The organism is Kribbella hippodromi (assembly GCF_039531045.1).
GTDB classification, from domain to species: Bacteria; Actinomycetota; Actinomycetes; order Propionibacteriales; family Kribbellaceae; genus Kribbella; species Kribbella hippodromi.
Map to the genome: position 1 here is coordinate 246,546 of NZ_BAAAPH010000010.1, position 24,736 is coordinate 271,281.

Genomic DNA, 24,736 nt, shown 5'->3' on the forward strand with positions numbered 1-24,736 from the left:
GTTAAGAACCGGCATGTAGAAACAGCGCATGCCACAGCGACCGCGGGCGTCGGCCCGGATCGAGCAACCCGCCGATCCGGCCGACGTCCGCGCCGTCGGTGTACGTGGTCGACGACCGCTATCTGTACGTGACCGATGACCACGCGCGGGTCACGCACGCGGAGGGCTGGCTCGGCTGGCTGCCCGCCGAGCAGAACGAGGACCGCCGCAACACCGAAGCCCAGCGCGATGCGGGCAAGCCGGATCGGGAACGCAACGACGACGGCGGGCAAGTACATGCGGCCATTGACGTACGCCACGCGAATGGCACGAGCCGGCGGCCGTCCGGCCGGTCCGTGGTCGCCCGGCACGATGGGCAGCGGTCGCCGCGGAGTATCTTCAAGGAGACCAAGCCTTCTGCCCGGGGAGCCGAATGAGCGAGATCGGCGTCATCGACACCATCGCACGGGCGCTGGTCGCGGACCTGCCCGGCGGCTGGCGGGAGGTGACCGCGGTGTACCGGGCCACCACCTCGTACGCGGAACTGGACGCGGAGGTGACCGGACCGGCCGGGCAGACCCAGCTCGATCCGTTGCCGGAAGGGCTCGAGGACCATTTCGAGGAGCTGCGCCGGCAGATGTACCAGCCGGGCAAGGGCGCCTGGCTGACCGCTCGGGTCACGGTGTCCGCGACCGGGCACTTCGCGACGGACTTCGACTACGACCGCCCGCCGGCCTGGTCGCTGCCGGTCGATCCGGCGATCTACCAGGCCGACTTGGCCGAGTTCCCCCGGGACCCGGAGCACACGCCGGAGTGGCTGAAATAAATCGGTGGCGGTCGCCCTGAGCCGCTGGTAACGTCCTCGATCTGTCTTTTTCGGGATCGAATCGAACCGGATGGATCTGCTCCGGGGCGTGACCCAGCCACTCACGATTCGAGGCTTGCTTTCCGATGGCCGAACCTGAACTCGCGTCCGAACGCGCCTTTCTCGACACCGCCCGCGCCGCCCTCAGCCGGATGTACGCCGAGGTCGTCGACCGTGACGTCCAGGTCATCGGCGGCGAGGACAACGACGAGCGTTTCACCAACGAAGCCAACCAGCGGGCCAAGGAGATGCGTACGCACGCGCTGCTCGACCTGCCCGACGTACCGCTCTTCTTCGGCCGGCTCGACTACGAACCGGGCACGATCGAGGACCTCGACCAGATCTACATCGGCCGTCGGCACGTGCACGACGGCAGCGGCGTACCGCTGGTGATCGACTGGCGCGCGCCGGTGTCGGTGCCGTTCTACCGCGCCACCAAGAGCGACCGGCAGCGGGTGCTGATGCGCCGCCGCTACGGGTTCTCCGACGCGGCCGACCTGACCGGCTTCGAGGACGAACCACTCACCGGCACCGCCGAAGCCGATCAGCCCGATCAGGCCGACGCGTTCCTGCGCGCCGAGATCGAGCGGCCGCGGACGGGCCCGATGCGCGACATCGTGGCCACCATCCAGCCGGAGCAGGACGACCTGGTCCGCGCGCCGCTGCATCCGAGCGTCTGCGTGCAAGGTGCGCCCGGCACCGGAAAGACGGCCGTCGGCCTGCACCGCGTCGCGTACCTGCTCTACACCGAGCGCGAACGCCTCGGCCGCGGCGGCGTCGTCATCGTCGGACCGAACAAGTCGTTCCTTTCGTACATCCGCAAGGTGCTGCCGGCGCTCGGTGAGGTCGATGTCCGGCAGATCACGATCGACGAACTGCTCACCCGACCCACTGCTGCCACCGACGATTCGGAGGCCGAGCGGTTGAAGGGCGACGCGCGGATGGCCTGCGTACTGCGGCGGGCCTTGTGGTCGTACGTGGGTACGCCGACCGAGGGAGTCCTTTACAGCAAGGGATCGCGGCGTTATCGCGTCCACGACTACGAGGTCGTCGACATCGTCACCGACCTGCGCGAGTCGACCCGGTACGCGCCCGGCCGGAATGCCCTTGCACAGCGGATCGCGCACGTCGTGCTGGTCCGGATGGAGGAGCGCGCCGAGTCGCCCGATGATCGCGTCCAGAACGCGGTCGCTCGCTCGAAGCCGGTGAAGGAAGTGCTCGATTCGGTCTGGCCGCGCGTCGTCCCGGAGCAAGTACTGCACCGGCTCTTCTCGGACGCCGGCTTCCTGGCCGCCGCCGCGCCGGAGCTGACGGATGCGGAGCGTACGGCCCTGCTCTGGACGAAACCGCCGCGTTCGTGGAAATCGACCAAATGGTCCTTCGCCGACACGGTTCTGCTCGATGAGCTGGAGGATTTGATCGAACGGCACAGCGGATCGCTCGGGCATCTCGTCCTGGACGAAGCGCAGGACCTGTCGGCGATGCAGTTGCGGGCACTCGGCCGCCGCTGCCGTACCGGCTCGGCCACCGTCCTTGGCGATCTCGCGCAAGCCACGACGCCCTGGGCCGCGGGATCGTGGGACCTGGTGCTCGGGCATCTGGACAAGAGCGACGGCGTGGTTGCCGAGCTGGACCGTGGATTCCGGGTGCCGGCGCAGATCATCAACTTCGCCGCCCGGCTGCTGCCCGAGATCGCGCCGACGCTCAGCAAGCCGACCGGCGTACGAACCGTTGCCGACGCACTGGGAATTGTCGAGGCGGACGAGGCGACGCTCGCGGCGCAGGTGGTGGCTGAGTGCCAGGCCGCGCTCGCCGGTGAGGGTTCGGTCGCGCTGATCGCGGCGGACGATCACGTCGGGCAGCTCCGGGACGCGATCGCGGCCGCCGGTCTGGAGACCGCGCTGCTCGGCGAGACCGAGGACGAGGTCGACACCGTGCGGCTGGTCTGCGTACCCGCCACGCTGGCGAAGGGCCTGGAGTTCGACGCGGTGATCGTTGCCGAGCCCTCCCGAATCGTCGCGGCCGAGCCACGCGGCCTGCACCGGCTGTATGTCGTACTTACTCGCGCCGTCAGCAGTCTCCAGGTCGTGCACGCCGAGCCCCTTCCCGGACCCCTTGCGGCCGCTACCCTCTAGTTCGAAGGAGGTGCGCCGGTGAGCGTATGGGTAGCGATCGGACTGGTACTGGCTGTGCTGGCCGCGGCCGGGATCGTCTGGGGAATCGTTGCGCTGGTGCGCCGTCAGCAGTTCATCAGCTCGGTGCGCAAGCGTGGCTGGACCTTCGTCAACACGCCGGGCTGGGATTCGGTCGCGCGACTCGGCAACCCGCCGTTCGGGCTCGGTTTCAACCGCAAGCCTGACGATCAGGTCATCGGCACGACGACGAGCGGCCGGGCGTTCCAGGTGATCGAGTACAAGTCGGACCACTGGTCCGGTTGGGTCGGCATGGTGCAGTTGTCGCGGCGGCTGCCCGAGTTGTGGATCATGGGCGGTGGCGCGCCGACTCGGTACGGCGTGAACGCACATGTCGTCCCCGCTTCGGCACAGCTCGGCGCCGGGTGGCAGATCGGCGCGCGGGACACCGCGTACGCGCAGGCTGTGCTGACGCCGGAGGTGTGTTCGCAGCTGACGGGGCTGGTTTCGGGTGAGTTGAACCTGAGCGTCGATAGCGATCAGCTCGTCGTGCTCGATCCGCCGCGCAAGGACGTCGACCTGCTCGCGGCCTGGCTCGATCAGCTCGCGGCGGTCGCGGCGAGGATCGATGCGGCGCCGTTGGACCAATGGATTCAGCCTGAGCCGCCGGACCGGTTGACGTTCTACCAGCACCCGGACTGGCACTGGGTCGGGGTCGACGACAGTCTGCTCGAGGTCACGCCGGTGAACCGGGGCGGGCACAGTCACAGCACGTCGGACGTGATTCGTGGCCGCGACGGGGACGGTCCGCCGTTCGTTGCCTTCACCCACCATTGGCAGACCACCCGCACCGAAACGTCCACGGACAGCGAAGGCCGTACGCAGACGCGCACCGTGACGGAGAACCACAGCGAGCCGATCCTCGGGTTCCAGTTGCCGGTCCGGATGCCGGAGCTGCAGGTCGGGCGGAAGGGGTTCGGCCGCGGGATCAGCTTCGAGAGCGAGGCGTTCAACAAGCGGTTCGCCGTGCAGGCGCAGCACACCAAGTTCGCGTACGACGTGATCCATCCGCGGCAAATGGAATACCTGATGGCGGCCGGCGGGTACACCTTCCGGATCGAAGCGGACTGGGTCTGGTTCACCCCGAGTGAGCACAGTCAGCCGGCGATCGCGGCCAGTTCGGCGTTCCTGTACGGGTTCCTGGGCCGGATCCCGCGGTTCGTCTGGCGGAACCTCGGGCTGCCGGACGCCCCGTACGCGGCGCCCGCTGTTGCCGGGGTCACAGCTCTGACTGACTGATCAGTCAGTCATCCTTGTTAGGCTTACCTCTGGGGGATCGAGCTGGCATCCCTGAAGACCGAGCGAGGTGCCGCCTATGTTTCTGAGCAATGTCACCACATCCCGACGTCGCCGCCGCGAGGACAGCCGGCTGGCCGATCATGTCGACCGGCTCGGCGAGGAGCACCCGCCGATCCCGCTCGACAGCGTCGACTACACGATGAAGCGGCCGGGGCTGCTGGCGGAGAAGTTCGGCCACGTCCTGGACTACATGGCCCGGGTCGAGCTCGAGGTCGAGCGGAACGTGCTGGAGCTGAACATCCTGCTGCCGGACCCGCCCGAGGTGGACAAGCACTTCTACGCCGACGTGTGGATGCCGCAGGAGATCCAGCACGGGCTGATCCTGGACGAGCTGCAGCAGCAGGCCGGCCGCGCCCCGACCGATGCGAACCTGTCCGAGGTGGACTTCAGCCTCAAGCTACTCGGTGCGCTCGGCCGGATGCCCGGGGTGCAGGACATCAGCCGGATGCTCTACTACCTGACCGGTCTGGCGACGGAGCGGTCGGCCGTGCTCGCGTACAACAAACTGCACGCCGGGCTGCTCGAGCTGGGGGAGAAGGCGATCGCCAGGACCGTGATCGCGCCGATCCGCCGCCAGGAGCCGGGCCATTTCGCGTATTACCAGCTGGCCGCGCAGGGGTTGTGGGGACAGATGTCCGGCTGGCAGAAGTGGCTGACGCGCGCGCTGCGGAAGCGTACGTTCGAAGTGGTCGGGGCGTACAACAAGCGGCAGGTGACCGATTTCGGTGACGTGATGAAGGCGCTGCGGATGAGCGACGGCGGTGAGGCCGAGCTGCGCGAGTACGCCCGCCAGGTGGGCCGCGCCGAGTATGAGCTGATGTTTGCGCACCGGCGTGGACTACGGGTACCGGACTATGTGTTCAAGTCCTTGCGGCGGGCTGTCGAGCTCGCCGCCGAGCGGAAAGGTGAAACCTGGCCCGCCGCCCAACCAGCCGGCTCATGACTGCTCCCGCGCACGCGCGTCACACCAAGCGGCAGCTGATCGTCGAAACCGCCGAGCGGCTGTTCGCCGAGCACGGCTACGACGCGACGTCGACGGCCCGGATCGCGCACGAGGCCGGCGTACCGTCCGGGCTGGTGTTCTATCACTTCGCGACGAAGCTGGAGCTGCTGCTCGCGATCGTGCAGGAGCGCCCGGCACCGAGCGAGGTGCTGCGCACGGCGGCGCGCGGCCGGACGGTGCGGCGGCGGCTTCGTCGGATTGTCGACACTATGGCCCAGCAACTCGAAGACGACCGGGCGACGCGGATCATCGTCTTCCGGGAGGCGCAGGGGCGGCCGGAGATCGCATCTCGGGCGGCTGAGTTGTTCGAGGAGGCGGCGGTCACGGTCGCGGAGGTGCTGGCCGGGGCGGACGATATTGTCGACGATCCGGCCCGGGTACGAACCGCGGCCGAGCTGGTGGTCAGCCGAGTCTTTCTCGACACTGTCGCTTTAGGTCAGGACGACACCCCGGCCAAGCGACACGCGGCCGTCATCGACCTGCTGGCCGAGTCCCTCACCAGACCGGCGGCACCGCACGGAGTACGCCCACAGAACTGAACCCGCCAACCCGCCCCACATCACCCACAACCCGCCCCGCATCACTCACCACCCGCCCTGCATCGCCCGCCACCCGCCCCAAACCGGTTTGGGGGCACTTGTGCGCCTGGACTGGGGAGCTCTACCGCCGGATTCGGGTGGGTGATCTGCCCCAAACCGGTTTGGGTGGCTGGTGTTAGTGCGGTGTGATGCCTCGCAGGATGACGGTCAGGCCGTAATTGAACTCGTCTTCGGCGTCTTCGGCTTGGGTGGCGCCGAGGACGCCCGCGGTGAGTAGTTCAGCGACCTCTGGGTACGTGGTGGGGTCGATGAGCCGCGCGAGGCTGCGGGCGTACTCTGCTTCGGCTTTTGGAGTACCTGCGCCGGTGCTGGCGAAGTCGATCGCCAGACGGGCCGACTCGCGGACATAACTGCTGAGAAGGCCGACGATGGCGAGCTTTTCGGGCCAGTCCAGCGTGGTTGCGCGGAGTTGGGCCAGCGCCAGGTTCATCCACGCGACGCTGTACGGGCCGAGCGGCGGTGCGCCGACGGTCACGGCAGCCAGCCACGGGTGCTCGTCGTACGACTTGCGCATCGCTGTGGCCCAATGCCGGAGGCCGGCGCGAAAGTCGGCGGTGGCCTCGATCGCGGGTGGTTCGCCGACGGCAACGTCCTGCATGAGTACGAGCAGCTCGTCCTTCGACCCGACGTGCCGGTAGAGAGCCATCGTGGTGACGTCGAGATGGCTCGCCAGCTTGGCCATCACGACCGCGTCGAGCCCGCCACGATCGGCGAGCTCGACGGCGGCCCGGACAACCCGCTCGGTATCAAGCTCCGGCCGCCGGCCCAGCCGTGACGGACCAGCGGTCCGCCACAACCGGGCCAGCTCGGCCGGATGGTCTGTGCTTTCGGGTGGTGCTGGGGGCATGGTCAGATCATCGCCGATTGCTTCCGTGCGTGAACCAGCGGATCAGTCGCTCGGCCGGCCCGCGGTACCCGTACCGCTGCAGGACCGACGCCAGGACCAGGCTGACCAGCCAGACCCCGAGCGCGCAGGCGAGCGCGGTGTACGCCGGACTGTCCGTTCGCTCACCGAGCCGGAGCGCGTAGTGCGTCAGCAGCAGCTGCCAACACACAGACTGCAAGAGGTAGAACGTCAGCGTCCGCTGCCCGAGCGCTACCAGTGCGCCGGCGACGCGGCTCTCGCCCTGGCGACGAGCGAGCCGCAAACCGATCAGACCGAAGACCGAGATGTACCCGACCGATCCGAACAGCCCGGCGCCTTCGTACAGCTGCTTCGCCGCACCGGCCAGCGACTGCTCCGGTCCGGCGACCCCGGCGGCGGTGAGAGCGATCGGCAACGTACCGGCAATCGCGATCGCGAATCCACCGATCGCACCGCCCCACAGCAGCTTGCGGTGCTTCTCCGGCTCCTCGAGGATCCGCTCCCGCGCCGCCCACATACCGATCATCGCGAACAGGATTGTTGACAATAGGACGAGCGTGCTGATCGGCCAGTCCGTCAGGCGCTCGCTGACGGACTCCGCATAGGTCGGCAGCGTTCCCGTGGGGTCCGGCCCGACCGGTACGTCGGTGGTCGAGTTGCCGGACATCGACGGATAGACGCGTGCCGCCAGTACGCCGAGGTAGACGATGCCGAACGCGAGGTACGCAAGGCCGATGCGGTACACCCACTTGCCGCGGCGCAGTACGAGCACGGTCAGTACCAGGCCGACGAGGCCGAACGCGCCGAGTACATCGCCGACGAACAGCAAGATGCCGTGTAGTGCGCCCAGTACGAGCAGGCCGAGGTGGCGCCGGAGCAGTGCCGCGCGGGTCTTCGCCGGCGGTACCTGGCGCTCGTCCTGGTGGCGCATGAACTGCACGAGGCCGTACCCGAAGAGCATCGCGAACAGCGGCAGCGCGGAGGCGTGCACGAACATGAACATCACGAAGTAGAAGGCCCGCTCGGGGCCGTGCGGGTCGGGGTCGACACCCGGGACGGTGCCGTTCAGGATGCCGGTCGCGTGCGCGAGGGCGACCAGTAGCAGGGCGAAGCCACGGGCCAGGTCGGGCGCCAGGATTCGCTCCCGCACCGGCACCGCGCCGGCCACCGACCGGGCGTGCGTTGTGGTTGTCATGCTCGGCTCCAATAGTGTGCGAGATAAACTATGCAACGCATACTATTGGACCCAGGGTCCTCCGGGACCCGGGGAGAACCCCGGCCGGACCCGGATCCGTACCGGCGCCGGACCGGGATCCGCACCGACCGAGCCGCGCGCCCGGTGCCGCGTGAACGGCTGCGGCCCGGTGCTGGGCGAATGGCGGGGCGGGTTCGCGGGTACCCGCCGGGGCCTGGAGGTGGCACATCATGACCGAGGAAGTACCGATCGGCCTGATCCGGCTGGACGACACCGACCTGATGCTGGCGAAACCCGAGGACGACGTCCGTGGCAGTACCGTGGTCGGATCCGACGGCGAGGACATCGGCAAGGTCAGCACGCTGTTCATCGACGCGGACGAACGCCGGGTCCGCCTGCTCGACGTGGCGTCCGGCGGCCTGCTCGGAATCGGCGCCGAACACCGCCTGATCCCCGTGGACGCCGTCGTCGAGGTGACCGAGGAAAAGGTGACCATCGGCAAGACCCGATCCGAGATCGCATCCGCCCCCGGCTACGACCCCGAGCTGGAAGAGTTCAAGCCACCGGACGACCTGAACACCCTCTACGGCTACTACGGAATGACCCCGTACTGGGCCCCCGGCTACCGCTACCCCGGCTACCCCTTCCGCTGACCCAACCAACCACCCCGCCAACCCCCCGCCAACCACCCCGCCAACCACCCCGCCCCACCACCCCGGCCCACCATCTCGCCCACAACCTCGGCTTTGAGAACCCACCACGTACTTTCGGTCCCGATTTTTACGCGGTGGCTTCTCAAAGCGCGTCGTGGCGGCGGGGTGGGGGGGATGAGGTGGGTGCATGGTGGGGGTGGGAGGTGTGATGCGGCTGGATGGGCGGGTTGTGTTGGTGACCGGCGGGTCGGCGGGGATTGGGGCCGCGGTGGTGGAGCGGCTTGCCGCGGCGGGGGCCCGGGTGGTGGTGCATGGGCGGAATGAAGGGCGCGCAGCTGCTGTCGCCGATCGGGTGGGTGGCGCGGTGGTGCTGGGGGACCTGGCGGTGCCCGGTGCGGCGGCGGAAGTTGCCAGGGAAGCGGTCGCGGTTCACGGGCAGGTTGATGTACTCGTAGCCAACGCAGGCGCCGGCTGGTCAGGGCCGTTCACTGAGTTGAGCGGTCCGGAGTTGGAGCACCTCGTCGGGCTCAACCTGCTAGCGCCGCTGCACCTGATCCGCCGTCTGTTGCCCCCGATGATCGAGCGTCGCAGCGGGCATCTCGCGCTGGTTGGGTCGATCGCCGGGCGTACAGGGGTGGCGGGCGAGGCTGTGTACGCCGCCACGAAAGGCGCGCTCGACATCTTCGCGGAGAGCCTTCGGCTGGAACTTCGTGATACAGGTGTGGGGGTGAGCCTGACCGTACCGGGTGTGGTGGACACCGGGTTCTTCGCGGCGCGCGGTCGCGCATATGACCGGGCACGTCCGCGCCCGGTACCGGCGGATCGGGTCGCGCGGGCGCTGGTCGATGGCATCACCAACGATCGCGCCGAGAGCTGGGTACCGCGCTGGCTGCGCGTGGCGCCGGCTGTCCGCGGGGTTGCTCCGGGCGTGTACCGGCGGTTGTCGGCGCGCTTTGGTGAGCAGGTGCAGAGCCGATGAGTGGGAGCGCCGTACCGTCGGCTGATGCGTTCTTCTTGCACATCGAGCGGACGGGGGCGGCGCAGCACGTCGGTGGGATCGTCATGCTCGAACCTGCCGACCGGCGGCCGACGATTGAAGAGGTCCGGGCGCTGGTGGGTGCGGGATTCGCGCGGTTGCCGAGGATGCGCCAGCGTCTCGGTCCGGAGAGTCGTTGGCGCCGCCCACGCTGGGTGGAGGCGGAGAACGTCGACCTCGACTGGCACGTGATCGAGCATCACTCGACGGATGGTGAGGCAGGCCTGCTCCGGTTCGTCGGCGAACTCGCCGAGCAGCCGATGCCGAGAGACCGCCCACTCTGGCGCATCGCCCTGGTCCGCGACGTAGGTGGGACCGAGCGGACTGATGCGCTGGTGGTGCTGGTGCATCATGCGATTGCGGACGGGATCGGGACCGTCCTGCAGACGTTCAGTTTGTTCGAGCCCCGGGTTGAACTGGCGTTGCCTGCCGGCGGCGGGGTCGGGCGGCTGGGACGTGCGGCGGCGGTTGCGGTCGGGCTGGCGCAGTTGGCGACCGATGGGACCGCAGCGAAGTTGCCCGGCGGTTCCGCCCAGCGTCAGTTCAGCGTCGCCGACCTCCCCCTGGACACGGTACGGCGGCTCGCAGCAGCCCGCGGCGTACGCGTCACCGACCTCCTCATCGCTGCCCTTGCCGACGGATTGCATGCCGTCGGCAAGGATCTCCCGGGCACCATGCGGTTCTCCATCACCACCATGGTGCGTACGCCCGACAGCGCCGCGGAAGGCAATGCCACCGGCGCGATCATCGTCGAGGTTCCGGTGGACGGCCGTCCGTTCGACGACCTCTTGACCGAAGTCTCCGCGCGCACCGAACGCCTACGCCGCCCCACGCGCGCACTGGCTTCACGATTCGTGATGGCAACCGGCCTGCGCGTCGTGCCGGAGCCGTTCGCGCAATGGTTCGCCCGCACCGTGTACGGTCCGCGATTCCTGCACGCAGTCGTATCCAACCTGCCAGGCGTCACCGACAAATTGACCTTCGCCGGCGTGGAACACCGGCTGGCGTACCCGATCCTGCCGCTCGTACCAGGCACGCCACTTGCAGTCGGTGCACTGAGCTGGGCGGGCGTTCTCGGCATCGGGCTGGCGAGCGATCCGCGGCTCGTCGATGGCGCGGCGTTGGCGGCGCGCGTAGGTCGTACGCTCAGGCAACTGGATGACGCGTCAGGGACCGGGCCATTCGAGGGCGAGGAAGAGGCGAGCGCGTGACTCCGGGTCGTCCAGCCGTTCGCCGTACAGGGCCTTGAGGCGGGCCATCCGGTAGCGGACGGTCTGCGGGTGGATGCTCAACTCGTTGGCGATCGCCTGCCGGTCGCCGAAGTGCCGCAGCCAGCTGGCGAGCGTCTCGGCGAGCCGTTCGCGCGCTGCGGCGGTTTCGCCTTCGAGCGGCGCGAGCATTTCGTCGCGGAGTGCGGCGACCAGCGCCTCGTCTCGCCAGACGATCAGGGCGTCCAGATGCTCGTCGGCGAAGACCGGGTCGTCGGACAGTACGCCCGTACGCCGCAACCGCACCGCGATGCGGGCGATCTCCAGGCTGCGGGGCAGTTGCGCGACGGCCACTGAATTTCCGACGACAGCGGCCATGCCGGCGAGTTCACGGGCGAGCTGCAGACGGCGTCCGGGACCGGCCGGTTCGGGGACGATCGCGCCGACCACGAGTCCGTTGCGCCGGATCGGCAGCGCGCCGGGCTCCAGCCGGGGGATCAGCGCGCCCGCGGGGAGTTGGTCGCCGTCGCTGTAGATGACCACCGCGGCGGTGTCCGGGATGCGCCACGCCGCCTGCTGCGCTGCCGACCGGATCGCCTCGGTGCTGGCGCGGCCGGAGAGCAGCAGGTTGGCCAGCTCCTCGCGGCGGCGTTCGCGGGCCATCGCGTCGTCGATCTGCTCCTGGAGGTAGCCGTTCGCGGCGGAGAACGACAGCTGGTTGACGAACACGAACACCGAATCGGCCAGCGCCGCCAGGTGCACCGGCGCGAAATCCAGCCGCAGTGCGGTCGCGGCGACGTGCCGCCAGGCGACCCGCGCGCCGAGCTGGAAGGCGGTCAGCAGCCGGGTCAGGTCGTTGCCTTCCTGCAGCTGCCGGCGGCCGATTTCCTCGAACACGCGGCGTACGGTCTCGTCGCCGCGCTCGAACGTCGTTTCCTCCGGACTGTTCAAGTTGGCGATCGACATGTCCAGTAGCCGGTGCACGAACAACTCGGCCGGCCCGAGCACCGAGTCCCGGTCGGTGTCGAGAAAGGCCGCGTAATCCGGCCAATGCTCCACCAGCCGGTCACGAACTTCCGCGAGCAGATCAGGAAGCCCCTTCAGCAGCGCCTCTTCGAGCCTGCCCCGCTCAAACGGTACGACAGTCATCGGATCCTCCAAGCCAACTGTAACTCCGTGACAAATTTCTGCCGGTGGAATGTGGTCCACCGAGGCAGAGTTGGCAGGAAACTGCTGCCGATCATGGAAACGTGCATCCAGACGGACTGCAGAAAGAACTCGGCAGGAGGGAACAGAGCGAGAACTTCCCTGTCGTGCTGAAAGTCCTTCCCGGCGCCCCACGGGCGGGTCTGCATGCGATTTACGGCTATGCCCGCACCGTCGACGAGCTTGGCGACAGCTTTCCGGGGGACCGGACCGCGGCGCTGCACGCGTTCACGGCCGATCTCGACCGGATCTGGGCCGATCAGGAACCCGATCACCCGGTGTTGCGCCGCCTGCGCCGGGTGATCCAGGCGCACGATCTCCCACCCGATCCCTTCCGTCGTTTGATTCTGGCGAACCTGCAGGACCAAACGGTCACTCGTTACCAGACCTTCGACGACCTCGTCGGGTACTGCCGGCTGTCCGCCGATCCGGTCGGCCGGATGGTGCTGGGTGTCTTCGACGTCAACGATCCCGAGACCGAGCGGCTGTCCGATCTGGTGTGTACGGCGCTGCAGCTGGTCGAACATTGGCAGGACGTCGCGGAGGATCGCCAGGCGGGGCGGATCTACCTTCCCCAAGACGATCTCGCCACGTACGGCGTCCCCGAATCCGATCTCGACCAGCGGGTCGCCTCGCCGGCGCTGCGCGAGCTGATGAGCTTCGAGACCGACCGGGCCGCGCGTCTGCTCGATGAGGGAAGCGCGATCGTCGGGCGGTTGCACGGCTGGGCACGGGTGTCCGTCGCCGGGTTCGTGGCCGGTGGGCAGGCGACGGTCCGGGCGTTGCAGCGTACGGGCGGCGACGTGCTTTCGCAGCAGGCACGCCCGTCGAAGGCGGACACGCTGCGCTTGATGCTGAAGGCGATGGCGCGATGACATCCACGATTGACGACGCGTACACGGCCTGTCTGGACATCACCCGGACCGAGGCCCGCAACTTCTACTACGGTATTCGGCTGCTCCCGCCGCCGAAGCGCAACGCGCTGTCCGCGCTGTACGCGCTGGCGCGGCGGATCGACGACATCGGCGACGGCGATCTGCCGCTGGACGAGAAGCGCGCGGAGCTGGTGAAGGTACGGAAGAACCTCGGCCGGCTGGCTGACCTGGACGATCCGGTGTATGTGGCGGTGGCTGATGCGGCGCGCCGGTACCCCGTACCGCTCGGTGCGTTCGAGGAGCTTGTCGACGGGGTCGAGACGGACCTGGCGGACGTACACATCGCCGACTTCGACGAACTGGTTGTGTACTGCCGTCGCGTGGCCGGGTCGGTAGGCCGTCTGTGCTTGTCGATCTTCGGGCCGACGAGTGACACCGACTTCGAGACGCTGGCGCTCTACGCGGACCAGCTCGGTATCGCATTGCAGCAGACCAACATCCTGCGCGACATCCGCGAGGATCTGACGAACGGCCGGGTGTACCTGCCGGCCGATGAACTCGAGCGCTTCGGCGTCCGCATCATGCTGGACGATCACGGCGCACTGGACGATCCACAAGGGCGGTTGGCCGGGTACATCCGGTACGCGGCCGGTCGTGCGCAGGACTGGTACTCACTCGGCTGGCGACTGCTGCCGTACCTGGACTGGCGTAGTGGTGCGTCCTGCCGTGCCATGTCCGGCATCTACTACCACCTGCTTCGCCGGATCGGTTCGAATCCAGTGCTGGTGTACGACCAGCGGCTGTCGTTGTCGGCGGGGGAGAAGGCACAGGTAGCTCTGACGTCACTGGCGGGAGGCCGGTCATGAGGCGAGTAGCTGTGGTGGGAGGCGGTCTGGCAGGTATCACTGCCGCGCTGCAGCTCGCGGACGCGGGCTGTGCGGTGGACCTGTTGGAGGGGCGGCCGAAGCTGGGCGGCCTCACGCATTCGTTCGAGCGGGACGGGCGGTGGATCGACAACGGTCAGCACGTGTTCCTGCGGTGCTGCACGTCGTACCTGCGGTTGCTGGAGCGTCTGGACGTACGGGACCAAGTACACGTGCAGCGGCGGCTGGACGTACCAGTGCGGAGTGGACGACGTCCTGGAGTCGGACGGATCAGACGGAACGAGCTACCGGCGCCGTTGCACCTTGGACCTGCTCTGGCGTCGTACCGCTGGCTCAGCTTGGTGGAGCGAGTCGCTGCAGCCAGTGGCGCGCTGGCCATGGGACGTGTGGACCGGACGGCTCCGGAGACTGACGAGCAGTCGTTCGGTAGCTGGCTGGCGGCTCACGGGCAGGACGCGCGCGCTGTAGAGGCGCTGTGGGAGCTGATCGGGATAGCGACGCTCAATGCGCGAGCGGATGAGGCGTCGCTTGCTGTGGCAGCGACCGTGTTCCAGCTCGGGCTGCTGGAACAGAGTGACGCCGCCGACATCGGCTGGTCGTTGGTGCCGTTGCAGCAGCTGCACGGGGGAGCTGCTGCACGGGCACTGGCCGCGGCCGGTGTCGCGGTGCGGTTGCGGGCGCGCGTACGCGCACTGAATGAACAGGAGGGTCGTTGGTGCATCGAAGGTGAGCGGTACGACGACGTAGTACTGGCTGTTCCACCGACGGAGGCGGCGCGGCTGCTGCCGGATGGTGCGGTGGACTTGCCGGCCGGGTGGGCGGAGGCACTCGGTAGTTCGCCGATCGTCAATGCGCATGTGGTGTTCGACCGGCAGGTACTGGACGTGCCGTTCGTGGCCGGGGTGGACAGTCCCCTGCAGTGGGTGTTCGACCGGACCGTGCAGTGCGGGGAGCGAGCCGGTGGTGAGCAGTACGTCGCGGTGTCCTTGTCTGCGGCGGACGAGCTGATCGACACCCCGGTCGCCGACCTGCGTGACCTGTTGGTGCCTGCTCTCCGGCGGCTGCTTCCCGCGGCCGCCGACGCGCGTGTGAAGGAGTTCTTCGTGACCCGAGAACGACATGCCACCTTCCGGCCGGCCCCAGGCTCCGGCAGCCTCCGGCCGGCTGCGACCACCAACCGTCCCGGGCTCCACCTTGCGGGCGCCTGGACCGCCACCGGCTGGCCCGCCACGATGGAAAGCGCCGCCCGGAGTGGCGAAGCTGCAGCCGCGTCGGTACTGCGTCACAGGCTCACCAACCGGCCATCGCAGGTTGTACTGGGCTCAGAGGATGTGGTCCTGTGACTGCTGTGGAGCCGATGCCGTCGGCAACCAAGGTGGTGGATCTGCTGACTCGTTCGCGCGAGCTGGTGGAGCCGTCGCTGCGGCAGGCGGTCAGTCGGCTCGACGAGCACAGCCGGTTGGTGGCGTCGTACCACCTCGGCTGGTGCGACGTGCACGGGCGACCGGCCAGTGGGAGTCCCGGCAAGGCAATCCGCCCGGGCCTCACGTTGCTGGTGGCTGAAGCAGTTGCAGGTACGCCAGACCCCGGAGTGCCTGGTGGTGTCGCAGTGGAGCTGGTGCACAACTTCTCACTCATCCACGACGACCTGATGGACCGCGACACGCAACGCCGGCACCGGCGTACGGTCTGGGCGATCTGGGGCGATGCCACCGCAGTACTGGTCGGAGATGCGCTCGCTTGTCTCGCGGACGAGGTCCTGGGGGAGTGCGATTCGCCGTACGCTCCGCGGGCTGGTCATGCGCTGGCTGTGGCGACGCGGGAGCTGATCCGCGGACAGGTGCTGGATGTCGCGTTTGAGCAGCGCAGCGACGTCAGCCTGGCGGAGTGCGTGGACATGGCCGTCGGGAAGACCGGTTCGTTGCTGGGGGCATCAGCTCAGCTCGGTGCGATCCTGGCCGGTGCTGATCCCTCTACCTGCGAAGCGTTCCGGCGGTACGGGCGTGAGCTCGGGCTGGCGTTTCAGCTCGTCGACGACTTGCTGGGCATCTGGGGTGCGCCGGAGAAGACCGGCAAACCGGTGTTCGCCGACCTGCAGGCGCACAAGAAGACGCTGCCAGTTGTGTGGTCGCTGGAGTACGGTGGATCGCCCGGACGGGAGCTGGCTGCCTGGTTCGCCAATCCGGAGGCACCGACCGCCGACGACCTCGCGCATGCGGCCGTACTCGTGGAACGCGCCGGTGGCCGCGAGTGGGCCCTAGCGGAAGCGGAGGAGCGCGTACGCAGCGCGGGCAAGGCACTGGACAGTGCGGGCGTTCAGTCGGCCAACAGGGAGCAGCTTGACCAGTTGGCCCAGTTCGTCGCGGAGCGGCAGCTGTGACGGCCGAACGGGTCGCCAGCGAGGCGCCGGCCGACGTACGCGTGCAGGAGTGCCTGGACGCCGCGGTGGCGTACCTGCGCTCGTTGCAGCACGAGGACGGCTGGTGGAAGGGCGATCTGGCGACGAACGTGACGATGGACGCCGAGGACCTGATGCTGCGGCACTTCCTCGGGGTGGCGACGGCGCAGACCGATGCGGAGACGGCACGGTGGATACGGTCGCAGCAGCGCGAGGACGGGACCTGGGCGACGTTCCCGGGTGGTCCTGGAGACCTGTCGACGACAGTGGAGTCGTGGGTCGCGCTGCGGATGGCCGGTGACGATCCAGCGGCTGCACACCTGACGAATGCGGCGGAGTTCATCCGGTCGGCCGGCGGGGTGGAGAAGGCGCGGGTGTTCACCCACATCTGGCTGGCGCTGTTCGGGCTGTGGGAGTGGGACGACTGCCCGGACCTGCCACCGGAGCTGATCTTCCTGCCGAGCTGGGCGCCACTGAACGTCTACAACTGGGCCTGTTGGGCGCGGCAGACGATTGTGCCGCTGACCATCGTCAGTGCACACCGCCCTGTCCATCCGGTTGGGTTCACCGTCGACGAGCTGCGGTCCGGTGCAGTGACTGCGCCGTACGCGCCGGTGTGGAAGCTGGACGGTGCATTCCAGCGGCTGGACGTGCTGCTGAACGCGTACACGCGCTGGGGGCCGCGTGGCCCGTTGAAGTGGCTGCGACGGTTGGCGATGCGCCGCGCGACTGAGTGGATCGTGGCGCGGCAGGAGGCGGATGGTGGCTGGGGAGGCATCCAGCCGCCTTGGGTGTACTCGCTGATCGCGCTGCGGCTGATGAACTACCCGACCGACCATCCGGTGATGGCCGCGGGGCTGCGTGGGCTGGACGGCTTCATGGTGCACGCCGAGACTGCTGACGGACCAGTGCGGTGGCTAGAGGCGTGTCAGTCGCCGGTATGGGACACAGGACTCGCAGTAGGCGCGCTGCTTGATGCCGGAGTACCAGGGGACGACGAGACGGTGCTCAAGGCAACTGACTGGCTGCTGAGCGAGCAGATCGATGCACCGGGCGACTGGCAGGTACGCCGGCCGGATCTGGTCAGTGGCGGCTGGGCGTTCGAGTTCGCGAACGACGGGTATCCCGATACCGATGACACGGCGGAGATCGTGCTTGCACTGCGCCGGGTCAACCATCCGGAGCCGGAGCGCTTGCGGAGCGCACTGGACAACGCTGTGGAGTGGACGACGGGGATGCAGTCCACTGATGGGGGATGGGGTGCGTTCGACGCGGACAACACGGACACCACGCCGCTGAAGCTGCCCTTCTGTGACTTCGGTGCGGTGATCGATCCGCCGTCGGCTGATGTCACCGCACATGTGGTGGAGATGCTGGCGGCGGAGGGCCTCGGTGGTTCGGCGGAGTGCCGGCGCGGGGTGCAGTGGTTGCTGGACTCGCAGGAGGAGGACGGCTCGTGGTTCGGTCGGTGGGGGACCAACTACGTGTACGGGACCGGGGCGGTTGTACCGGCGTTGGTGGCTGTGGGGATGCCAGTGGACGATCCGGTGATCCAGCGGGCGGTGCGGTGGGTGGAGTCGCATCAGAACGCTGATGGTGGCTGGGGCGAGGACCTACGCTCGTACGTTGACACTTCGTGGGCTGGGCGGGGTGATTCGACGCCGTCGCAGACCGCGTGGGCGCTGCTGACCCTGCTGGCTGCTGAGGCTCGTGGTGAGGCGGTGCAGCGCGGTCTTGCGTACTTGGTGGAGACGCAGCGTCCCGACGGGGGCTGGGACGAGCACCGGTACACAGGTACCGGTTTTCCAGGAGACTTCTACATCGGGTACCACCTGTACCGGATTGTCTTTCCGATCTGGGCGTTGGGCAGGTATGTCCGATGACAGGCGTGGTGTGTACGCCGTTGTACGCGGAGTGGATGGCGCTGCGGGGCAAGCTCACTACACCTCCGATGCGCACGGGACGGTCGCGAGGGACTCCACCGCATGGTCCGGTGCTGGTGGCTGGAGTGGCCGGCGCATTGGTGGACGGGATCGCCCCGGGAGACCTGGTAGTCGCAACCGAGGTCCGGTCCGCCGACCAGGTAGTTGGGGCGGCTGGTGGTGTGGTGAGTCAGGCGGCTGTGCTTGTCGCGGGAGAGTTGCGGCGGCGGGGGTTCACTGTGCACCTGGGGCCGGTGGTTACCGCCGATCACGTGGTGGATTCGGCGGAGGAGCGGGCAGCCCTCGCGGCGGCTGGAGCTGTTGCTGTTGACACCGAGTCGGCGCTGCTGGCAGGCGACGACGGGCAGACCGTGGTGGTACGTGCGGTGGTTGATACGCCGGGACAACCTCTGCGCCGCCTGGGGATGCCACAGCGGGGCGTACGAGCGTTGCGCGAACTGCGCCGCGCGGCAGACGTGATCAACGAGTGGAGTGCGGCAACGGGTGAACGGGAGCTGCTCCTGGCCGGTCCACGCTCCTTCTGCGCAGGAGTGGAACGCGCCATCGACACCGTCGAGCAAGCCCTGCAGCGCTTCGGCGCACCGGTGTATGTACGTCGTCAGATTGTCCACAATCTGCACGTCGTCCGTGACCTGGAACGCCGCGGTGCCATCTTCGTCGAAGAGGTCGACGAAGTCCCCGAAGGCAGCCTGCTTGTCCTCGCCGCCCACGGCGTCGCGCCGGCCGTCCGCGTGCAGGCAGCCGAGCGGCACCTCCAAGTCATCGACGCCACCTGCCCACTGGTCGCCAAGGTCCACCAAGAAGTACGCCGGTACGCCGACCGCGGCAGCACCGTCGTACTCATCGGCCACGCCGACCACGAAGAAGTCGTCGGCACCACCGGCGAAGCACCGAACCACGTACTCGTCGTCTCGAACCCGGCCGAGGCTGAGACGATCCACATCCCCGACCCCACCAATGTCGCGTACGCGATGCAAACCACGCTCGCCGTCGACGAAGCCGCCGAGACCGCGGCCGTACTTCGCCGTCGCTTCCCGGCGCTCGGCGGTCCGCGCAAAGACGACATCTGTTACGCCACCACGAACCGCCAACAGGCCGTCCGTGCCATCGCTGCCGAATCGGAGCTGGTGATCGTGCTCGGTTCCCAGAACTCGTCCAACTCCCGCCGGCTCGCCGAAGTCGCCGAGGCCGCGGGCACGCCTGCGATCCTGATCGACGACGCCGGCGAGCTGCCCTTGCACCGCCTGGCCGGCGTCACCCGGATCGGGATCACCGCCGGCGCCTCGGCGCCGCACACGCTTGTCGACAATCTGATCAGCTGCCTGTCCGGCCTCGGACCGGTCACCGTGACCGAGGCCGGTTCCGCCACCGAGGACGTCCGCTTCGCGCTACCGAAAGAGGTGACTCAGCCGTGAGCATGCCGCTGCGGCAGTCCATCCGCCTGGGCGGATACCTGATGAAGCAGAAGCTCCGCCGCCGGGAGAAGTTCCCGATCCTGCTCGAGCTCGAGCCGCTGTACGCCTGCAACCTGAAATGCGCCGGCTGCGGCAAGATCCAGCAGACCCACGACTGGCTGAAACAACGGATGCCGGTCGAGCAGGCGGTCGCGGCGGTCGAGGAGTGCGGCGCGCCGATGGTGTCGATCGCCGGCGGCGAACCGCTGATGCACAAGGAGATCGACGAGATCGTCCGGCAACTGCTGGCCCGGAACAAGATCGTCTTTTTGTGTACAAACGCCGTCCTGCTGCCGAAACACCTGCACAAGTTCGCACCGCACAAGAACTTCGCCTGGATGGTGCACATCGACGGACTGCGCGAACGGCACGACCAGTCGGTGTGCAAGGACGGGGTGTTCGACGAGGCGGTCGCGGCGATCAAGCAGGCGCAGGCGGCCGGCTTCCGGGTGATGACGAACACGACGTTCTTCGACACCGACAGTCCACAAGACGTGATCGACGTACTCGACTACCTGAACGACGATCTGAAAGTCGACAACATGCAGATCTCGCCCGGGTTCGCGTACGAGAAGGCACCGGACCAAGAGCACTGGCTCGGGCCGGAGGAGACGCGGCAGCTGTTCCGGAAGGCGTTCGGCGACGGGCGCCGGAAGAAGTGGCGGCTGAACCACTCGCCGCTGTTCCTGGACTTCCTGGAAGGCAAAGTCGACTTCGACTGCACGGCCTGGGCGATCCCGTTGTACTCACTCAAGGGCTGGCAGCGGCCGTGCTACCTGATGGACGACGGGTACGTGGAGACGTACCAGCAGTTGCTGGACGAGACGGACTGGAACACGTACGGCCGCGGCAAGGACCCGCGCTGCGCCAACTGCATGGCCCACTGCGGCTACGAGCCGACCGCAGTGGTCGCCACCCTCGGTTCCCTCCGCGAGTCCATCCGAGCCGCGATGGGCTAGTGCACCGCACTAGCGGAGCTCCCGCGTGCTCAGGACGCTGAAGGCGACGATGGCGAGGGCGGTGAGGGCGGCTGGGATGAAGAAGACGTGCGGAAGGCCGATCGCGGCCACGCCGAGGCCACCGATCGCGCCGCCGATGGCCGAGCCGACCGGGATCGCGCTCAGGAACACAGCTGACGCGGTCCCGACGCCCTGTGGGTAGAGCCGCTGCGCGATCGTCACCCCAAGCGCCCCGACACACGCCCACAGCCCGGCCGTCAGCGCCTGTCCCAGGAACAGGCCGGCGACCGACGTACTGAGTGCGTACGCGACGTTCCCGCTCAACCCGAGCACCGCACCGGCCGTCATCGCCCGCATCGCCCCGAACCGGTCAGCCAGCCGCGCCACCACCGGGAGGAGCATCAACTCGAGCAGCGGCTGGATGCCGATCACCGCACCCCGTACCGAGTCGGACACCTGCAACTGCTCGGCCATGTAGATCGGTAGGTAGCCGAACTTGATCGTGTCACCAGTCATCGCGAGGACGCACACCGCGGTGAAGACGAGTAGCGGCAGCAAATCGGCGATCCGCCGCCGCGGATGACCCGCTGGCGTGGCGATGTCGATGTACCGCTCGACGCGCTGCCGGCCGAGCGGGAGCAGCTGCGCGAACATGCACACCGCCGTAGCGATCAGCAGCGGCCGCAGCCCGAACACCCCGCCGAACCAGCTCCCGAACACCGGCCCCAGGATCCAGCCAGTGGTGAACGCCATCCGCACTGTGGCGATCACCCGGTTCTCGGCGCGCGTCGGGTGCCGGCTGAGCTCGTCCCGGCAGGCGGCGAACAGCAGCGCCATCGCCCCACCGGCGACACTCAGCGCCAGCGTGCTGATCACGAACGGAAGCCACACCGCGTTCGCAGCAGCCATCGCCAGCCAGCCAACGCCGCCGACCAGTGAACAGATCCGGAACCACAGCAGCCGGTCGCGGCTCCGGTCGGACCACCGGCCGATCAGGTACCCGGCGATCGGCGCGGCGAGGTTGGTCACGTAGTACAGCCCGGCGACCGGCAGCGGTGCGCCCAGGTCCCGTACTAGGAACAGCGTCAGCTGCGGGGTAGCTGACGACACCCCGATGCCGGCCACCAGCAGCGACAGGAACGCCGAACGGTAGAAGCGTGACCGGAGAACGATGCCCAGCGCCGACTCGGACCGATCCAGCATCACTCCAAACCGCCGACGGCCAACCGGACCGTCCGGTCGGCAAGGTCCGAGATCACGGAGTTGTCGAAGCCGAACAGGGCGGAGCGGGTGCGGTTCTCCAGCGGCGCGATCAGGTGCTCAGGAAGGTTCCGGGTGCCGACTAGTACGCCGAGGACGGAGCCGACGGTTGCGCCGTTCGAGTCGGTGTCCCAGCCACTCATCACTACACGGCCCACACCGGTCAGGTAGTCGCCGTCCGACCACAGCAGGGCCGCCGCGACGATTGCCGCGTTGTTGATGGTGTGGACCCACGAGTAGTGGCCGTACCGGTCCTGGATCGCGGCTAGCGCGGTCTCCCAGGTGGTACCCGCGTCGGCCAGCGCTAGTACGTCCCGGATCGCCTCCGCTAGTCGGGACTGCGGCGGTACGACGGTCAGCGCCCGCTCGACGACCTCGCGCGGCGACGACGCGGTGAAAGCAGCAGCGACCAGTGCGGCCGCCCACATCTCGCCGTAGATCCCGTTCCCCACATGCGAGAGGGCGGCATCCTGGTACGAGAGGCGCGCGGCCGCCCACGGGTCGCCGGCGTGTACGTACCCGAACACATCGCCCCGGATCTGTGCGCCGATCCACTCCCGGTACGGGTTCCGCCGGCGCGCTACCTCGGGCACCGTGAAGCCGTTGACCAGGTTCAGGTAGGCGGCCCGCTCCGCGGTGTACACCTGCTCAATCGGGAACAGCCGCAGCCATGCCCCGCCCACGTCCTCCGGCCGGAGACTACTGCCGTGTGTCTCGAGCAGATGCAGTGCGAGGATCGCGTAGTCGATGTCATCGTCGCGTGCCGACCCGTGCACGTTGCCGCGCGTGGTGTCCGGCCAGCAGTCGACCAGGCGGAACCCGTCGGGCATGGGGTCGAGCGCTGGTACGTAGTCGCGCAGTGGGTAGGCATCAGCCAGCAGGAGGTAGTCCCGGATGCGCTCCGACGTCCAGTAGTCACCCGACTCGACCGGCTTGCCCACATTGCAACCAGCGATCCGCCCGAGCCAGGCGGCCTGGATCTTGTCAGTGAGTTCCGGCTCGGGTACGGCTTCCGCCGCGGGCAGTGCACCGAGTGAGTCCGCGATGTCCTCCAGCTCATCCGGCTCGACGTACTGCCAGCCCGGCGAACGCTCCGCCAGCGATAGCCGATCCACCAACTCCAATACGGCGCTGCTGTCCGCCGGGTCGATCCGGTTCGCTTCGCGCACTACCGCGTCGACGTCGTACCCGGTCTCGCGCCGCTGCCGCACCTCATCAGCCAGCAAGTCCACCGGCCGCATCGCGTCGAAGTACCCACCTGTGTACGCCGGATCCAGCTCAACCTGATCACTCACCCAACCTAGTGTCCCGTAAGCGATGTAGCTTGACGCTATCGGCGCCCAGGCACGCACCTCGCGGCACTTGCCCAGCGCCCACGATGCTCCGCATCGAGGCCACTGACCAAGCACCCCGATGCACGCACCTGAACACCGCTATCGTTCAAGCTACATCGCTTACGGGACACTGGGGTCTCAGCATGAACCTTCAACCGATGCCCTTAACCGCCTCGTGGACACACACAGGTGTACGCACCGGCTTCGAGGTCCTGTTCACGAACAGCACCGGGCTGCACGGGTGCGAAGACGTCGACTTCGAGTCGTCAGCAGTCACCAACACGCTGCCCGTACACCGCATCCCGTTCACCGTCGGCTCAGCAGTCGAGGTGCCGGCGCCCGCGACGCGGGATCGGTGAGGTTCAGACGGACTGGCTGACTGCTGCGCCCACGAAGACGCTGCCGAGGCCGGCGACGATGCTGGCGGTGACGTTGGCGACGGCGAGGAAGCGGGCACGGTCCTCGAAGAGGCGGATGGTTTCGTAGGAGAACGTCGAGTACGTCGTGAGGGCGCCGCAGAAGCCGGTGCCGGCGAAGAACTGGACGCCGTCGGGGAGCAGCGACGACGCGCCGGTGAGGAAGCCCAGGATGAACGAGCCGACCACGTTGACGCTGAACGTGCCCCAGGGGAACAGCGAGTCGTGGCGGGCTTGGACGGCGCGATCGGCGACGTAGCGCACAGGGGCGCCGATCAGTCCGCCGGCGATCACCAGCAGCAGTCTGGTCATCGTGAGCTCCTGGAGACCAGGGCCCGGGTCGCGGTGACCGTCGTCCAGACGGCGAGAAGTGCGCCCACGATGGTTGCGGCGAGGTAGAGCAGGGCGGTTCCGGCGTACCCGCCGGTGATGAGCTTCTGGATGTCGACCGCGTACGTCGAGAAGGTGGTGAAGCCGCCGAGGACGCCGGTGCCGAGAAACGGGCGGAGGAGGCGCTGCTGGGTGAGTACGTCGGTCACCACGACCATCAGAATGCCGATCAGGCCGCAACCGACGATGTTGATGATCAGGGTGTTCACCGGGAAGCCGCCGGGCGCGATGGGCCAGGCGAGGCTGATCAGGTACCGAGCGGACGCGCCGAGCGCGCCGCCGACGGCGATCGCGGCGAGGACACGAGGATCGTGCGCGCGCCGATCACGCCCGTCGATCCGCAGGTCGACATCGGAATCGACCGGCCCACGAGGCAGCTGGCCGGCGAGGTGCTGCGCCCCCGGATCGCGCTCGACGTGGGGTGACCCCACGGCATCGCGCTCGACGTGGGGTGGTGGCCCCGGGGCATCGGGATGCTCGTTCGGGTCGTGCTGCACTCGGGCCTCCTACCTGGAAACGACCTCGCGGCGCGACGCCGCGAGGTTCCTCAGGTAGGGACTGTTGGCCGCCGGAGCGACGGTTCGGTCCGGCGAGCCCCACCGCCGGTCAAACTTCGGTCAGCATACCAGCGCCGACCCCACCCCTCCCGCGCAACCGGTCCCGATCAACCAAGTCGGAGGCCAAGCGGTCTTAGGAAGACAACTCACAAGACCAACTCCTTGG

The 24,736-nt window shown here is 68.2% G+C and carries 24 protein-coding genes; 17 read left to right on the forward strand and 7 right to left on the reverse strand.

Translation table 11 applies throughout. The features are described from left to right. Nucleotides 1–98: 98 nt before the first annotated feature. The 6 genes from ABD260_RS17875 (at nucleotide 99) to ABD260_RS17900 (ending at nucleotide 5,877) form a co-directional block, all read left to right on the forward strand. Nucleotides 99–416, forward strand: coding sequence for a DNA/RNA non-specific endonuclease (locus ABD260_RS17875; RefSeq protein WP_344234708.1), 318 nt, complete (start codon nucleotides 99–101; stop codon nucleotides 414–416). Beyond that, complete coding sequence (locus ABD260_RS17880) at nucleotides 413–805, forward strand: antitoxin YezG family protein (RefSeq protein ID WP_344234709.1); 393 nt, start codon at nucleotides 413–415, stop codon at nucleotides 803–805. The genes ABD260_RS17875 and ABD260_RS17880 overlap by 4 nt, the downstream gene beginning before the upstream one ends. 125 nt (nucleotides 806–930) lie before the next feature. Beyond that, nucleotides 931–2,979, forward strand: a complete 2,049-nt coding sequence (locus tag ABD260_RS17885; protein ID WP_344234710.1) for a HelD family protein — start codon at nucleotides 931–933, stop codon at nucleotides 2,977–2,979. An 18-nt stretch (nucleotides 2,980–2,997) separates the two neighbouring features. Further along, nucleotides 2,998–4,275, forward strand: a complete 1,278-nt coding sequence (locus tag ABD260_RS17890; protein ID WP_344234711.1) for a hypothetical protein — start codon at nucleotides 2,998–3,000, stop codon at nucleotides 4,273–4,275. A gap of 76 nt (nucleotides 4,276–4,351) precedes the next feature. After that, complete coding sequence (locus tag ABD260_RS17895; RefSeq protein WP_344234712.1) at nucleotides 4,352–5,278, forward strand: GTP-binding protein LepA; 927 nt, start codon at nucleotides 4,352–4,354, stop codon at nucleotides 5,276–5,278. Continuing rightward, nucleotides 5,275–5,877, forward strand: a complete 603-nt coding sequence (locus ABD260_RS17900) for a TetR/AcrR family transcriptional regulator (protein WP_344234713.1) — start codon at nucleotides 5,275–5,277, stop codon at nucleotides 5,875–5,877. Before ABD260_RS17895 ends, ABD260_RS17900 begins: the two co-directional genes overlap by 4 nt. A 175-nt stretch (nucleotides 5,878–6,052) precedes the next feature. Here ABD260_RS17900 and ABD260_RS17905 read toward each other — a convergent pair whose 3' ends face one another. Continuing rightward, a complete protein-coding gene (locus ABD260_RS17905; protein ID WP_344234714.1) occupies nucleotides 6,053–6,784 on the reverse strand; it encodes a TetR/AcrR family transcriptional regulator in 732 nt (243 codons plus the stop codon). Between the two features lie 7 nt (nucleotides 6,785–6,791). After that, nucleotides 6,792–7,997 carry a DUF418 domain-containing protein gene (locus ABD260_RS17910; RefSeq protein WP_344234715.1) on the reverse strand — a complete coding sequence of 402 codons (1,206 nt, stop codon included), beginning with the start codon at nucleotides 7,995–7,997 and terminating at the stop codon, nucleotides 6,792–6,794. 230 nt (nucleotides 7,998–8,227) lie between these two features. Here ABD260_RS17910 and ABD260_RS17915 point away from each other — a divergent pair, with 230 nt between their 5' ends. The 3 genes from ABD260_RS17915 to ABD260_RS17925 all read left to right on the forward strand — a co-directional run bounded on the left by ABD260_RS17915 (nucleotide 8,228) and on the right by ABD260_RS17925 (nucleotide 10,897). Beyond that, nucleotides 8,228–8,650, forward strand: coding sequence for a PRC-barrel domain-containing protein (locus ABD260_RS17915; RefSeq protein ID WP_344234716.1), 423 nt, complete (start codon nucleotides 8,228–8,230; stop codon nucleotides 8,648–8,650). 187 nt (nucleotides 8,651–8,837) lie between these two features. After that, complete coding sequence (locus tag ABD260_RS17920; RefSeq protein WP_344234717.1) at nucleotides 8,838–9,629, forward strand: SDR family NAD(P)-dependent oxidoreductase; 792 nt, start codon at nucleotides 8,838–8,840, stop codon at nucleotides 9,627–9,629. Beyond that, nucleotides 9,626–10,897: a wax ester/triacylglycerol synthase domain-containing protein gene (locus ABD260_RS17925; protein ID WP_344234718.1), complete on the forward strand. Its 1,272-nt coding sequence runs from the start codon at nucleotides 9,626–9,628 to the stop codon at nucleotides 10,895–10,897. The genes ABD260_RS17920 and ABD260_RS17925 overlap by 4 nt, the downstream gene beginning before the upstream one ends. Here ABD260_RS17925 and ABD260_RS17930 read toward each other — a convergent pair. Continuing rightward, nucleotides 10,853–12,043: a PucR family transcriptional regulator gene (locus tag ABD260_RS17930; RefSeq protein WP_344234719.1), complete on the reverse strand. Its 1,191-nt coding sequence runs from the start codon at nucleotides 12,041–12,043 to the stop codon at nucleotides 10,853–10,855. The two genes, ABD260_RS17925 and ABD260_RS17930, sit on opposite strands and share 45 nt — an antisense overlap. Nucleotides 12,044–12,144: 101 nt before the next feature. On the opposite strand from ABD260_RS17930, the gene hpnC reads away from it, so the two are divergent. From hpnC to hpnH, 7 genes are read left to right on the forward strand one after another with little or no spacing between them, the layout of a single operon-like run. Beyond that, the gene (gene hpnC, locus ABD260_RS17935) at nucleotides 12,145–12,975 is read left to right on the forward strand and encodes a squalene synthase HpnC (protein WP_344234720.1); all 831 of its coding nucleotides are present in this window, start codon (nucleotides 12,145–12,147) and stop codon (nucleotides 12,973–12,975) included. Then, complete coding sequence (locus tag ABD260_RS17940) at nucleotides 12,972–13,841, forward strand: squalene/phytoene synthase family protein (protein ID WP_344234721.1); 870 nt, start codon at nucleotides 12,972–12,974, stop codon at nucleotides 13,839–13,841. The genes hpnC and ABD260_RS17940 overlap by 4 nt, the downstream gene beginning before the upstream one ends. Continuing rightward, nucleotides 13,838–15,202: a hydroxysqualene dehydroxylase HpnE gene (gene hpnE / locus ABD260_RS17945; RefSeq protein ID WP_344234722.1), complete on the forward strand. Its 1,365-nt coding sequence runs from the start codon at nucleotides 13,838–13,840 to the stop codon at nucleotides 15,200–15,202. The genes ABD260_RS17940 and hpnE overlap by 4 nt, the downstream gene beginning before the upstream one ends. Further along, nucleotides 15,199–16,239 carry a polyprenyl synthetase family protein gene (locus ABD260_RS17950; RefSeq protein WP_344234723.1) on the forward strand — a complete coding sequence of 347 codons (1,041 nt, stop codon included), beginning with the start codon at nucleotides 15,199–15,201 and terminating at the stop codon, nucleotides 16,237–16,239. The genes hpnE and ABD260_RS17950 overlap by 4 nt, the downstream gene beginning before the upstream one ends. Continuing rightward, nucleotides 16,236–18,140: a squalene--hopene cyclase gene (gene shc, locus ABD260_RS17955; protein WP_344234724.1), complete on the forward strand. Its 1,905-nt coding sequence runs from the start codon at nucleotides 16,236–16,238 to the stop codon at nucleotides 18,138–18,140. The genes ABD260_RS17950 and shc overlap by 4 nt, the downstream gene beginning before the upstream one ends. Continuing rightward, nucleotides 18,137–19,615: a 4-hydroxy-3-methylbut-2-enyl diphosphate reductase gene (gene ispH, locus ABD260_RS17960; RefSeq protein WP_344234725.1), complete on the forward strand. Its 1,479-nt coding sequence runs from the start codon at nucleotides 18,137–18,139 to the stop codon at nucleotides 19,613–19,615. The genes shc and ispH overlap by 4 nt, the downstream gene beginning before the upstream one ends. 2 nt (nucleotides 19,616–19,617) lie before the next feature. Further along, nucleotides 19,618–20,613: an adenosyl-hopene transferase HpnH gene (gene hpnH, locus ABD260_RS17965; protein ID WP_344234735.1), complete on the forward strand. Its 996-nt coding sequence runs from the start codon at nucleotides 19,618–19,620 to the stop codon at nucleotides 20,611–20,613. A 9-nt stretch (nucleotides 20,614–20,622) separates the two neighbouring features. Here hpnH and ABD260_RS17970 read toward each other — a convergent pair whose 3' ends face one another. Both ABD260_RS17970 and ABD260_RS17975 read right to left on the reverse strand, forming a co-directional pair. After that, on the reverse strand, nucleotides 20,623–21,816 hold the full coding sequence (locus ABD260_RS17970; RefSeq protein ID WP_344234726.1) for an MFS transporter: 1,194 nt from the start codon (nucleotides 21,814–21,816) through the stop codon (nucleotides 20,623–20,625). After that, entirely contained in the window at nucleotides 21,816–23,168 is a 1,353-nt protein-coding gene (locus ABD260_RS17975; protein WP_344234727.1) for an ADP-ribosylglycohydrolase family protein, read from the reverse strand. Before ABD260_RS17975 ends, ABD260_RS17970 begins: the two co-directional genes overlap by 1 nt. Nucleotides 23,169–23,350: 182 nt before the next feature. Between ABD260_RS17975 and ABD260_RS17980 the strand changes: the two genes are divergently transcribed. After that, nucleotides 23,351–23,566: a putative glycolipid-binding domain-containing protein gene (locus ABD260_RS17980; protein ID WP_344234728.1), complete on the forward strand. Its 216-nt coding sequence runs from the start codon at nucleotides 23,351–23,353 to the stop codon at nucleotides 23,564–23,566. 3 nt (nucleotides 23,567–23,569) lie between these two features. Here ABD260_RS17980 and crcB (ABD260_RS17985) read toward each other — a convergent pair whose 3' ends face one another. Further along, the gene (crcB, locus tag ABD260_RS17985; protein ID WP_344234729.1) at nucleotides 23,570–23,935 is read right to left on the reverse strand and encodes a fluoride efflux transporter CrcB; all 366 of its coding nucleotides are present in this window, start codon (nucleotides 23,933–23,935) and stop codon (nucleotides 23,570–23,572) included. Beyond that, on the reverse strand, nucleotides 23,932–24,510 hold the full coding sequence (crcB, locus tag ABD260_RS17990; protein ID WP_344234730.1) for a fluoride efflux transporter CrcB: 579 nt from the start codon (nucleotides 24,508–24,510) through the stop codon (nucleotides 23,932–23,934). The genes crcB (ABD260_RS17985) and crcB (ABD260_RS17990) overlap by 4 nt, the downstream gene beginning before the upstream one ends. Between the last annotated feature and the right edge of the window lie 226 nt (nucleotides 24,511–24,736).